At 60.5% G+C, this 13,159-nt stretch carries 9 protein-coding genes; all 9 read right to left on the bottom strand.

Annotated elements, in window-relative coordinates; genetic code table 11:
* Positions 1–2: 2 nt before the first annotated feature.
* The gene (gene gltB / locus C2E19_RS03205) at positions 3–4,448 is read right to left on the bottom strand and encodes a glutamate synthase large subunit (RefSeq protein WP_129387991.1); all 4,446 of its coding nucleotides are present in this window, start codon (positions 4,446–4,448) and stop codon (positions 3–5) included.
* Positions 4,449–4,798: 350 nt separating this feature from the next.
* Positions 4,799–6,388 carry an AAA family ATPase gene (locus C2E19_RS03195; RefSeq protein WP_129387988.1) on the bottom strand — a complete coding sequence of 530 codons (1,590 nt, stop codon included), beginning with the start codon at positions 6,386–6,388 and terminating at the stop codon, positions 4,799–4,801.
* A gap of 10 nt (positions 6,389–6,398) precedes the next feature.
* Complete coding sequence (aroB, locus tag C2E19_RS03190; protein ID WP_129387985.1) at positions 6,399–7,499, bottom strand: 3-dehydroquinate synthase; 1,101 nt, start codon at positions 7,497–7,499, stop codon at positions 6,399–6,401.
* A 152-nt stretch (positions 7,500–7,651) separates the two neighbouring features.
* A complete protein-coding gene (aroK, locus tag C2E19_RS03185) occupies positions 7,652–8,170 on the bottom strand; it encodes a shikimate kinase AroK (protein WP_129387982.1) in 519 nt (172 codons plus the stop codon).
* Between the two features lie 4 nt (positions 8,171–8,174).
* Positions 8,175–10,256, bottom strand: a complete 2,082-nt coding sequence (pilQ, locus tag C2E19_RS03180; RefSeq protein ID WP_129387979.1) for a type IV pilus secretin PilQ family protein — start codon at positions 10,254–10,256, stop codon at positions 8,175–8,177.
* 13 nt (positions 10,257–10,269) lie between these two features.
* Positions 10,270–10,797: a pilus assembly protein PilP gene (locus C2E19_RS03175; protein WP_129387977.1), complete on the bottom strand. Its 528-nt coding sequence runs from the start codon at positions 10,795–10,797 to the stop codon at positions 10,270–10,272.
* A complete protein-coding gene (pilO, locus tag C2E19_RS03170; RefSeq protein ID WP_129387974.1) occupies positions 10,794–11,417 on the bottom strand; it encodes a type 4a pilus biogenesis protein PilO in 624 nt (207 codons plus the stop codon). The genes C2E19_RS03175 and pilO overlap by 4 nt, the downstream gene beginning before the upstream one ends.
* Positions 11,414–11,980: a PilN domain-containing protein gene (locus C2E19_RS03165; RefSeq protein ID WP_129387971.1), complete on the bottom strand. Its 567-nt coding sequence runs from the start codon at positions 11,978–11,980 to the stop codon at positions 11,414–11,416. Before C2E19_RS03165 ends, pilO begins: the two co-directional genes overlap by 4 nt.
* Positions 11,980–13,044, bottom strand: a complete 1,065-nt coding sequence (locus C2E19_RS03160; protein WP_129387968.1) for a pilus assembly protein PilM — start codon at positions 13,042–13,044, stop codon at positions 11,980–11,982. Before C2E19_RS03160 ends, C2E19_RS03165 begins: the two co-directional genes overlap by 1 nt.
* Positions 13,045–13,159 lie beyond the last annotated feature (115 nt).

Raw genomic sequence — 13,159 nt, 5'->3', positions numbered from 1 at the left:
TATCACTGCGGGTTGGCACGAGTGCTGGAAAGCAACGACTTCAGGTTGGCAGCCTTGGGCTTGACCAGCCAGAAACGGCGCAGGTAGTCATCGAGGTTTTCGGCGAGTTCACGACCCCACTCGCTGTCGGTTTCCGCGACGTACTCGTTCAGCACGTTTTGCAGGTGGCTGCGATAGGCTTCCATCGCCTCGCCGCTGATCCGCTGGATTTCCACCAGTTCGTGGTTGACCCGGTCAACGAAGGTGTTGTCCTGATCGAGCACGTAGGCGAAACCACCGGTCATGCCAGAGCCGAAGTTGTAACCGGTCTTGCCCAGAACGCAGACAAAACCACCGGTCATGTACTCACAGCAGTGATCGCCAGTGCCTTCCACAACCGTGTGGGCACCGGAGTTACGCACGGCAAAACGCTCGCCTGCGGTGCCGGCGGCGAACAGCTTGCCGCCGGTGGCGCCGTACAGGCAGGTGTTGCCGATGATGGCGCTTTCCTGAGTCTTATAAACGCTGCCCTTCGGCGGCACGATGGTCAGCTTGCCACCGGTCATGCCTTTGCCGACGTAGTCGTTGGCGTCGCCTTCCAGGTACAGGTTCAGACCGCCGGCGTTCCACACGCCGAAGCTCTGACCGGCAGTGCCTTTGAAGCGGAAGGTGATCGGCGCTTTCGCCATCCCCTGGTTGCCGTGCTTGCGCGCAATTTCGCCGGAGATCCGCGCGCCGATCGAACGGTCGCAGTTGCAGATGTCCAGGTCAAACTCGGCGCCGCTCATGTCGTTGATCGCCGACGAAGCCATCTCGACCATTTTCTCGGCCAGCAGGCCTTTGTCGAACGGAGGGTTGCGCTCAACGCCGCAGAACTGTGGCTTGTCCGCCGGGATGTGATCGCTGCCCAACAGCGGCGTCAGATCCAGGTGATTCTGCTTGGCGGTCTGGCCTTCGAGGATTTCCAGCAGATCGGTGCGACCGATCAGCTCTTCGAGGGAGCGCACGCCGAGCTTGGCCAGCCACTCACGGGTTTCTTCGGCGACGTAGGTGAAGAAATTCACCACCATGTCGACGGTACCGATGTAGTGATCTTTACGCAGCTTCTCGTTCTGAGTGGCGACGCCGGTGGCGCAGTTGTTCAGGTGGCAGATACGCAGGTATTTGCAGCCCAGCGCGATCATTGGCGCGGTGCCGAAGCCGAAGCTCTCGGCGCCGAGAATGGCAGCCTTGATCACGTCGAGGCCGGTTTTCAGGCCGCCGTCGGTCTGCACCCGGACTTTGCCGCGCAGGTCGTTGCCGCGCAGGGTCTGGTGAGTTTCGGCGAGACCGAGCTCCCACGGTGCGCCAGCGTATTTGATCGAGGTCAGCGGCGAAGCACCGGTACCACCGTCGTAGCCGGAGATGGTGATCAGGTCCGCATAGGCCTTGGCCACACCGGCGGCGATGGTGCCGACGCCCGCTTCAGCTACCAGCTTCACCGAAACCAATGCCTTCGGGTTGACCTGCTTGAGGTCGAAAATCAGCTGCGACAAATCTTCGATCGAATAGATGTCGTGGTGCGGCGGTGGCGAAATCAGGGTTACGCCCGGCACTGCGTAACGCAGCTTGGCGATCAGACCGTTGACCTTGCCGCCCGGCAGTTGCCCGCCCTCGCCCGGCTTGGCGCCTTGCGCGACCTTGATCTGCAGCACTTCGGCGTTGACCAGGTATTCCGGCGTTACGCCGAAACGGCCAGTAGCAACCTGCTTGATTTTCGAGCTCTTGATGGTGCCGTAACGCGCCGGGTCTTCACCACCTTCGCCGGAGTTCGAACGCGCACCCAGGCGGTTCATGGCTTCGGCCAGGGCTTCGTGAGCTTCCGGCGACAGTGCGCCCAGCGAGATACCGGCGGAGTCGAAGCGCTTGAGCACCGATTCCAGCGGTTCGATTTCACTGATGTCCAGCGGCGTGTCGAGGATCTTGACCTTGAACAGGTCGCGAATCATCGACACCGGACGGTTGTCCACCAGCGAGGTGTATTCCTTGAACTTGGCGTAGTCGCCCTGCTGCACGGCGGCTTGCAGGGTGTTGACCACGTCCGGGTTGTACGCGTGATATTCGCCACCGTGGACGAACTTCAGCAGACCGCCCTGCTGGATCGGCTTGCGCGGACTCCAGGCTTCGGCGGCAAGTGCTTTCTGCTCGGCTTCGATGTCGACGAAACGCGCACCCTTGATGCGGCTCGGCACGCCACGGAAGCTCAGGTCGCAGACTTCTTCGGACAGGCCAATGGCTTCGAACAGCTGCGCACCACGGTACGAAGCGATGGTCGAAATACCCATCTTCGACAGGATCTTCAGCAGACCCTTGGTGATGCCTTTGCGGTAGTTCTTGAACACCTCGTAGAGGTCGCCCAGTACTTCACCGGTACGGATCAGGTCGCCCAGCACTTCGTACGCGAGGAACGGATACACCGCCGAGGCGCCGAAACCGATCAGCACCGCGAAGTGATGCGGGTCACGGGCGGTCGCGGTTTCAACGAGGATGTTGGAGTCGCAACGCAGGCCTTTTTCGGTCAGGCGGTGGTGCACCGCACCGGTCGCCAAGGATGCGTGGATCGGCAGCTTGCCCGGAGCGATATGGCGGTCGCTCAGAACGATCTGGGTGCGACCGGCGCGCACGGCTTCTTCAGCCTGATCGGCCACATTGCGGATCGCAGCTTCGAGGCCGACGCTTTCGTCGTAGTTGAGATCGATGATCTGCCGCTCGAAACCGGGGCGGTCGAGGTTCATCAGCGAGCGCCACTTGGCCGGTGAGATCACTGGCGAGCTGAGGATCACGCGCGAGGCGTGTTCCGGCGACTCCTGGAAAATGTTGCGCTCGGCACCGAGGCAGATTTCCAGCGACATCACGATCGCTTCACGCAGCGGGTCGATCGGCGGGTTGGTGACCTGCGCGAACTGCTGGCGGAAATAGTCGTACGGCGTGCGCACGCGCTGCGACAGCACGGCCATCGGCGTGTCGTCGCCCATCGAACCCACGGCTTCGTAGCCTTGCTCGCCAAGCGGACGCAGTACCTGGTCGCGCTCTTCGAACGTGACTTGGTACATCTTCATGTATTGCTTGAGCTGATCGACGTCGTAAAAAGCCGAACCGTGATCGTTGTCTTCCATGGTCGCCTGAATGCGCAGGGCGTTCTTGCGCAGCCATTGCTTGTACGGATGACGGGATTTCAGACGGTTGTCGATCGCATCGGTGTCGAGGATCTGCCCGGTTTCGGTGTCCACGGCGAAGATCTGGCCAGGGCCGACACGGCCTTTGGCAATCACGTCTTCCGGCTTGTAATCCCACACGCCGATTTCCGAGGCGAGGGTGATGAAACCGTTGGTGGTAGTGACCCAGCGCGCCGGGCGCAGACCGTTACGGTCGAGCAGGCACACCGCGTAGCGACCGTCGGTCATGACCACGCCGGCCGGGCCGTCCCACGGCTCCATGTGCATCGAGTTGTACTCGTAGAACGCACGCAGATCCGGGTCCATGGTTTCGACGTTCTGCCACGCTGGCGGAATGATCATCCGCACGCCACGGAACAGGTCGATGCCACCGGTGACCATCAGTTCGAGCATGTTGTCCATGCTCGAGGAGTCGGAACCGACACGGTTGACCAACGGGCCGAGTTCTTCCAGATCCATCAGATCGTTGCTGAACTTGGTCCGACGGGCCTGTGCCCAGTTACGGTTACCGGTGATGGTGTTGATCTCGCCGTTGTGGGCGAGGAAGCGGAATGGCTGAGCCAGCGGCCATTTCGGCAGGGTGTTGGTGGAGAAGCGCTGGTGGAACACGCAGATCGCGGTTTGCAGGCGCTCGTCACTCAGGTCTGGATAAAACGCGGCCAGGTCGGCCGGCATCATCAGGCCTTTATAGATGATGGTTTTGTGCGAAAAGCTGCAGATGTAGTGGTCGGAATCGACGGCATTGGCCACCGACGAACGACGACGTGCACTGAACAGCTTCACAGCCATGTCCTGATCGCTCAGGCCTTCGCCGCCGATGTACACCTGCTCGATCTGCGGCAGGCGCTCAAGAGCGAGGCGGCCGAGGACGCTGGTGTCGATTGGCACTTTGCGCCAGCCGATCAGTTGCAGGCCTTCAGCGAGGATCTCGCGGTTCATGTTTTCGCGAGCGGCTTCGGCCTTGGCCGGATCCTGATTGAAGAACACCATGCCCACGGCATATTGCTTGGGCAGCTCGACGCTGAAGGTTTCTTGAGCAATGGCTCGCAGGAACGCGTCAGGCTTCTGAATCAGCAGACCGCAACCGTCACCGGTCTTGCCGTCGGCATTAATCCCACCGCGGTGGGTCATGCAGGTCAGGGCCTCGATGGCCGTTTGCAAAAGGGTATGACTGGGCTCGCCCTGCATATGGGCTATCAGGCCGAAACCGCAGTTATCCTTGAATTCATCTGGTTGGTACAGACCTGCTTTCATAGACACTTTCTCACCAGGCTGCCTCTTTTCGAGGCAAATTTCTTTTCAATTCAACCACTTGCATACCGCGCCGAACGTACGCCGGCTTAGCGGGGGCAAAAGGGTGGTCATTGTACACAGCGACACAGAGGCTCACAAATTTGACGACGAAATGTCGCAAATTCATGTCGCATTTGTGAAAGGTTTAAAGCGATCTGCTGTGCTAGTCAAAACTTTTTTAATTCTGACTGCAACGACTCAAAGACTACTATGACGCAGACACCACAAGGCACGCGGTCTGTAGAGACGGCGCGCACTCGTAGAAATTTTGAGGTGCTTGGAGAGGCGGCCTGGGTAAGGCCGCCGAATCTTCAGCGAGTTGTTGCCAGTTCCTGTTGGACGCTGGCGACAGTGCGAGGCCAAGGTTTACCAGCCTGAACCTTCGCTGGCAAGGCCTTGATGGCAGAAACGGCTGCGTCACGATTGGCGAAGTTGCCGTAGGTGATCACGTAGAGAGGCTTGCCGTTGAGCACTTTCTTGAAATAACGGTACTCGCCGCCCTGCTCCTTGACGAAGTTTTGCGCGGTCGCTTCGGAGCTGGTGCCTAGGATCTGCACCACGTAGTTGCCGGTCGGCTGACCGGCGTACCAGTTGCCACCGGCAGCCTTGGCAACGGTAACCGGCTTCTCGGCAGATTTCGCTGCTGCAACCGGTTTGGCTGGCGCAGGAGCCGGTTTCGCCGCTGGCGCTGCTGGTGCAGGCTTGGCGGAAGCGATCTGCGTTGGCGCAGGGGTCGGTTTGGCGGCTGGCAGCGGCACCGGCGTCGGTGCAGGACCGGCCGGCACTCCCACTGGTGGCGCCGAAGTGGTCACGGTTGGCGGCGTGGCGCTGGAGCCTTCGACCGGCACGCCGTCGTCGCCTTCGGTGATACCACCGGCAGCTTCGGCCAGCGGGCCGCGCATGACCGGTTGCGAGTTGCCGACCAGCGGCAACGGCATCGGCTGCGTGTTACCGGCGAATTCGACGGATGGATTTCCACCATTGGCGCCTTGGCCCAATGGCAGCTGTGCCTGTTCATTGGCCGGAGCACCGGTGGTCGGCGCCTTACTGCGGCCCGGCATCAACCAGGCGGCGGCGACCGCGACCACGACGACGGCGGAAATCGCCAATACGTGTTTCTTCGGCATGTTGAACCCCATACTTGGACGCTTCACCGCAGAGCGGCTGGCAATCATGACTTCGATCAGTGCATCGCGAGCTACCTGGTTGATATTGCCAGGCCAACCCTCGGCGCTTTCGTGAATATCAGAGATCTGATCCGCAGTGAAAAGTTCGACACCGCGGCCGGCACCTTCGAGCCGCTGGTCGAGATACTCGCGGGTCTCTTCTTCGGTGTACGGCTGCAATTCGATGACGTGGAAGCGCTCTTCCTCAAGGTGCAAAGCCTCGAGCTGAGCGATCAGCGACGACTCACCGAACAGGAACACGTGCGGGCGACCTTCCGGCGCACCGGCACCCAGCGCCATCAACGCTTCGAGCGCGGATTCATCGAGCTGCTCGGCGTCATCTACCAGCAAGTAGACTTCCTGACCGGTCAGCGCCAGCTGCACGACTTGCGCCAGAATCGCGCCGACGTCGGCCTGCGCCACGTCCAGCGCCTGAGCGACCTGACGCAACACGCCAGCGGCATCACCGGCGCCACGGGCGGAAACCACCACGCTCTGCACAGATTGCTTGTTAGTGCTAGCCACCAACGCTTGACGCAGCAGGGTCTTGCCGCTGCCTTGCGGGCCGGTGACCACCAGCAGCAACTGACTGTAACGCGCCAGATGATGCAGTTGACCCAGAACCGGTTTGCGCTGGGCCGGGAAAAATTTGAAGCCCGGCACGCGCGGCGCGAACGGGTCGTGACTTAACTGAAAATGGCCGAGGAACGCCTCGTCGGCATGCAAACTAGTCATCGGAATCTTATTAACCTTTAAGCTGAGCCAGGGCGCGGTAATCCGCTCCCAGCGTGGCCTGTAGAACCTCTTTCGGATAATCGGCGGTCACCACCGCTTCGCCCATCCGGCGCAGCAGCACCAGGCGCAGACGACCGTCGATCACTTTTTTATCAATTGCCATGTGTTCGAGAAAATCGGCTTCGGTCATTTCTTCTGGCGGAATCACCGGCAGGCCGGCGCGCTGGAACAGACGGATGCCGCGATCACGCTCCGCTTCACTGATCCAGCCCAGACGCGCGGACATTTCCAGCGCCATCACGGTGCCAGCCGCGACCGCCTCACCATGCAGCCAGACACCATAGCCCATGTGGGTCTCGATGGCGTGGCCGAAGGTGTGGCCGAGGTTGAGCGTGGCGCGCACGCCGGTTTCTTTTTCGTCGGCGCCAACCACCAAAGCCTTGGCTGCGCAGGAGCGCTCGATGGCATAGGTCAGGGCCTTCTGATCCAGCGCGCGCAGGGCATCGACGTTGTCTTCGAGCCAGGTCAGGAACGGCTCGTCGCAGATCAGACCGTACTTGATGACTTCCGCCAGGCCCGCCGACAGCTCGCGCTCTGGCAGGGTTTTCAGGGACGCGGTATCGATCAGCACCACGTTCGGCTGATAGAACGCGCCGACCATGTTTTTGCCAAGCGGATGGTTGATGCCGGTCTTGCCGCCCACCGACGAATCGACTTGGGACAACAACGTAGTGGGAATCTGGATGAAATCGACACCGCGCTGATAGCAGGCAGCGGCGAAGCCGGCCATGTCGCCGATGACACCGCCGCCGAGGGCGATAACGGTGGTGCGGCGATCATGCCGAGCAGTCAGCAGACCGTCGAAAATCAGTTGCAGGGTTTCCCAGTTCTTGAAGGCTTCGCCATCGGGCAACACCACGGAGATCACCGAGAACTGCGTCAGGCTGCGGGTCAGACGTTCAAGATAGAGCGGCGCAACGGTCTCGTTGGAGATGATTGCCACCTGCCGCCCATGGATATGCGGAGCCAGCAGCTCAGGCTGATCCAACAAACCTTCGCCAATATGAATCGGGTAGCTGCGCTCGCCTAGATCGACCTTGAGTGTCTGCATGTGTCCCCACAGTGAAGATGGAAGCAGGCGTCCTGCCCTGAATTATTGGTTATCGGCGGCCTGTAGCGGGTATGACGCCGCTCGCACGCCATCCGCCACAACCTCGACGGGCTGTGACAGGCCGCCGAGGATAGCGCATTTCGAGCGATGCTTTAACGGGGAGGAAGCTGCGCCAGACGATCGAGAATGTCGAGCACCACCATGCGTGGCGGCCGTTCGTCGGTTTCCACCACCAGATCGGCGATCTCCCGATAAAGCGGATCGCGGATCGCCAGCAGGTCACGCAGGGTTTTTTCTGGATTGGCTGTGCGCAGCAACGGCCGATTGCGGTCGCGCGACGTGCGGCCGACCTGCTGTTCGACAGAGGCGTGCAGGTACACCACTCGCCCGCCCTCATGGAGGGCCTTGCGATTGGCATCACGCATGACGGCGCCGCCGCCAGTCGCCAGCACCACGCCATCGAACCCGCACAGTTCGGCGATCATCGCCTGCTCACGGTCACGAAAGCCCGGTTCGCCTTCTTTATCGAAGATCCACGGGATATTGGCGCCCGTGCGCAGTTCAATTTCCTTGTCGGAATCTTTGAACGGCAGGCGCAGCTCTTTGGCCAGCAGCCGGCCGATGGTGCTTTTTCCAGCGCCCATCGGTCCTACAAGAATCAAATTTCGCACAGAATCAATGACTCACAGCAATCGCCTGGTTATTCATGATACGCGGAGTGAGAAATACCAGCAGCTCGGATTTTTTCTCCGAAACCACATCACGCCGGAAAAGGCGGCCAAGATACGGCACATCGCCAAGAAATGGCACCTTATCTACGACCTTGCTTTGAGTATTTGAGAAAACACCACCAATCACGATGGTTTCGCCGTCGTTGACCAGGACCTTGGCATTGACCTCGTTTTTCTTGATCGGCGGCACATCCTGCACTTTGTTCAGGTAGTCCGGCTCATCCTTGGTGACCTTGACCTCCATGATGATGCGGTTGTCCGGGGTGATTTGCGGCGTCACTTCCAGCGACAACGAAGCTTCCTTGAACGACACGGAGGTAGCGCCGCTGGAGCTGGCTTCCTGATACGGAATCTCGGTGCCTTTGAGGATCTTCGCAGTTTCCTTGTCGGAGGTGACGACCTTGGGCTGCGAGACGATTTCGCCGTTGCCGGTCTTCTCCATGGCCGTCAGTTCAAGATCAAGCAAAACGTTGTCGGTGATGAAAGCAATGCCGATCCCCGAGGTATTGCCGACCGTGCCCATGTCGACGAAGGGCGAGTTAGTGCTGGTGCTGCCCGGCGTGCCAATGGTTGTCGATGAGCCGTTGCTGACTCCGGAGGTGTTCCAGTTGCCCTTGTTCTGCACCGAACCACCCCAGCGCACGCCCAGACTCTTGTCGTAATCGACGTTGGCCTCGACGATGCGCGCCTCGATCATCACTTGGCGCACCGGAATATCCAGTTGCGCCACGATTCGCCGCAGCTCATCGAGGCGATCCTGGGTCTGGTAGGCAATGATGTTGTTGGTCCGCTCATCCACCGTGATCGAACCACGCTCGTCGATTTTCGCCTCGGCGCTGGTCACTGACTGGAACAGTTTGGCGATATCTGCCGCTTTGGCGTAATTCACTTGCAGCAGCTCACGGCGCAGCGGCGCCAGTTCGGCAATCTGCTTCTGCGATTCCAGTTCCTGGCGTTCGCGGGCGGCAATCTCGTCGGCCGGCGCCACCAGCAGCACGTTACCGATCTTGCGTTTATCCAGGCCTTTGGTTTTCAGCACCAGATCCAGCGCCTGATCCCATGGCACGTTTTGCAGACGCAGAGTAATGCCGCCCTGCACCGTGTCGCTGGCCACCAGATTGAGGTTGGTGAAGTCGGCGATCAGTTGCAGCACCGAACGCACGTCGATGTCCTGGAAATTCAGCGAAAGCTTTTCACCGACGTAGGCGTTACGGTCGGCGTTGCGTTTTTGCAGATCGTCGAGCGTCATCGGCCGGATACTGACGGTCAGCTTGTTGTCGGTCTGGAAGGTGGAATATTCGAAAGTGCCGCTCGGCTCGACAGTAATCACCGTGCGATCACCGCTCACACCGGCATTGACGAACTGCACCGGCGTGGCGAAATCCTTGACGTCGAGGCGCACCCGCAGTTTTTCCGGCAACTGCGTACGGGCAAAGCCGAGGATGATCTTGCCGTCATGCTCCTGGATATCCGGGGCGATGGTCGGGTCAGACAGATCAATGACGACATTGCCTTCACCCGCCGTACCACGCTGAAAGTCGACGCCGCGAATGGCGCGGTTTTTCGCCACGAACGTCTTCGCTGGCGCCACTGCCGCCGCCGTCGCGCGCGGTGCTACAGCGGCGGTGCGCGGTGCGGCTGTCGGAGCGCCCTGCCCGACCACGACGAACAGATTATTGCCCTCGACCCTCGTGCTGTACGGCGCCAGTTGGGTGAGACTGACGATCAGCCGCGTGCGGTCCTTGGCTTCGACCACCGTCGCCGTGCGCGCATTGCCGCTGCCCAGATCGACATTCTTGCTGGCCAACTGGCTGGCAACACCCGGCAAATCGAGGGCGATCCGCGCGGGCGAGTCGGTGGTGTAGCCCTTTGGCACCGGCGGTGGACTGTCGAATGCCAGCTTCAGCTCGACGCGGTCGCCGGGCAATGCCGCGACATCCAGCGTCCGCAGATTGGCCGCGTGAACCATCGGCGACAACAGCGCTATCCATAGCGAAAAACCGAGGGTGGAGAAAATCCTGTTCATTATTCGACTTCCACTATGAGTGCTCTTTCAAAGGAATGGTGCGCGGACGCTCCAGCCAGGCGCCTTCGCCGTCGGGAACGATTTCGACCACATCGACCTGCGTGGCGCTGATGGCGACGATGCGACCGTCGTTGCGCCCCAGGTAGTCGCCCACTTTCAGGCGATGCACCCCGCCCGCCCCGCGCAACAGCGCGAAGGAGCCGGTGGCATTGGCAATCGTGCCGACCATCTCGAACTGCTCGATGTTGAAACCTTCGAGGTATTGCTTGACCCGGTTGAGGTCCGGTTTGACGTTGCGTGAACCGTGCTGCCGGCCGGCCAGATCGACGCGCCCCTGGCGTGAAAACGGGCTGCGCAGGTTCGCGGCGCTGTAGGTGAATGTGGGGTAAGACCGGAATGTCGGGGTGGGTTCAATCTTGCCGGCCGGGCGCAGACGGACTTCGTTCAGATAGGCATCGAGGTCGCTGAAGTCGCTACTCCCACCACAACCGCTCAGCGCCAACAAGGTCATCGACAAGGCGAAATAACGGATCGGGGTCATTTTTGCAGCCCCTTGTCGTTATAGCGGTAAGTCTTGGCGAGGATGCTCATGCGCAGTTTCGGCCCGCCCTCGGGGTTGGCCGGCGCCAGTTCGAAGTCATGCAGGGTGACGATGCGCGGCAGCCCGGCGACGCCGCTGACGAACGTCGCAAGATCGTGATAGGCCCCGGTGACGGTGATCTGGATCGGCAGCTCGATGTAAAACTGCTGGGTGACTTCCGGCAGCAGTTTGATTTCTTCAAACTCCAGGCCGCTGCCGAGACCGGTGCGCGTGATGTCTTCGAGCAGCCCCGGCACCTCGGTATCGCTGGGCAACTGCCGCAACAACACGCCGAAAGAGTTTTCCATCTCCTTCATCTGCTGGGTGTACAGCTCGAGATTGGCCGACAGATGCGCTTTGCTGGCGAACTGCTCCTTCAGCGTGGTTTCTTCTTCGCGCTTGGCCTCCAGCTGGTTTTCCATGTCGCTGATGAAAAAGTTATAGCCAAGGCCCAATACCAGCACCATCAACAGCGCCCCGGCGATGGCCTTGACGGCGGCCGGCCAGGATCCGATGTTGCTGGAGTCGAGATCGTTGAAATCGATATTGCGCAGGCTATCCAGCCATTCGGACGGTTTCATTGGTCGTCCTCCAGGCTTTTTGGCTGCGTCTGACGAACGGTCAACTGAAAGGTGTTGGATTGCTCCACCTGATCGGCCGAGGTCGCTTTCACCTCGTTGAGGCTCGGCGCATCGAACCAGTCGGAAGCATCGAGATTGCGCATCAGCTCGGAAACGCGGTTGTTCGACTCCGCCGCACCACTGATGGAAAGGGTTTTACCGACCATTTTCACCTGGGTGAAATACACCCCGTCAGGCAGCGTGCGCGCCAGTTGATCGAAGATCCGCCCGCTGATCTGCCGGTTACCCTGCAAGTCCTGGATGATGCGCATGCGTTCGACCAGTTGCTGGCGGCGCGCCTTGAGATCGCTGATCTGCTTGATCCGCTCATCGACCACGGCGATCTGCTTGCCAATGTAATCGTTGCGCGCCATTTGCTGATCAATCGCCGCGCTGATGATCTGATCGGCAATGAATACCGCGCCTACCGACCCGACGACCACGCCGATCAGCGCCAGCAGAAAGCGTTTGCGGCGTTCTTCACGGCGCTCTTCGCGCCACGGCAGAAGGTTGATCCGCGCCATCAGTCGAAACTCCTGAGCGCGAGCCCGCAGGCAATCATCAGGGCTGGCGCATCGCTGGCCAGTGCCCCGGCGTTGACCTTGCTGCTCAGGGCCATGTCGGCAAACGGATTAGCCACTTGGGTCGGGGTGTTCAGGCGCTGTTCGATCAACCGATCGAGCCCCGGCACCGACGCCGTGCCACCGGCCAGCAAAATGTGATCGACCGCGTTGTACTGGCCGGAAGCGAAGAAGAACTGCAGTGAACGGGATACCTGCTGCACCAGCGCCTCGCGAAACGGCTGCAAGACCTCGCTGACGTAATCCTCGGGCAAGCCACCCTGCTTTTTTGCCAGCCCGGCCTGCTCGACGGTCAGGCCATAACGCCGCTGGATTTCCTCGGTCAGTTGCCGACCGCCGAACAGTTGCTCGCGGGTGTAGATGATCTTGCCGTTGTGCAGGACGCTGAGGGTGGTCATGGTCGCGCCGATGTCGACCACCGCCACGGTTAAGCGCTCTTGCGAGGCGGCCAGTTGTGTGGCGAGCAGACCGAACGAGCGCTCCAGCGCATAGGCCTCGACATCGACCACTCGCGCAGTCAGGCCGGCGAGGGCGAGCGCCGCTTCGCGGACTTCGACGTTTTCCTTGCGACAGGCGGCCAGCAACACGCTGACCCGTTCCGGGTTGCGCGGCGACATGCCCTGGACTTCGAAGTCGATCGCGACCTCGTCGAGCGGATAGGGAATGTACTGGTCAGCTTCGATCTTCAGCTGGTTTTCCAGCTCGTCGTCGGAAAGTCCGGCGTCCATTTCGATGATCTTGGTGATCACCGCAGAACCGGCCACCGCCACCGCCACGCTCCTGAGCCCGGTGCGCGCCTTGACCAGCACGCGGGTCAGGGCCTGACCGACGCCTTCGAGTTCGGCGATGTTTTTTTCGACCACGGCATTCGCCGGCAAAGGCTCTACCGCGTAGGCCTCGACGCGGTAGCGATCACCCTGACGGCTCAGTTCCAGCAGCTTCACTGACGTGGAGCTGATGTCGATCCCCAGTAACGTATTGGTCTTTTTATTGAAGAGTCCCAGCACTACCAATTCCCTATGACTTTCCGTGAGTTACGGACTCTGTAATACGCATTGCGTTCCTTCACTCCGTCTTGACAGAAGCGCAAATGACGCCCCCAGCAGAAAAGTGCTTATAATG

The sequence above is a fragment of the Pseudomonas sp. DTU12.3 genome, from assembly GCF_004124275.1.
Lineage (GTDB): Bacteria > Pseudomonadota > Gammaproteobacteria > Pseudomonadales > Pseudomonadaceae > Aquipseudomonas > Aquipseudomonas helmanticensis.
The sequence above is the reverse complement of the archived record's forward strand: the minus strand, read 5'-3'. Positions and strand labels throughout refer to the sequence as shown.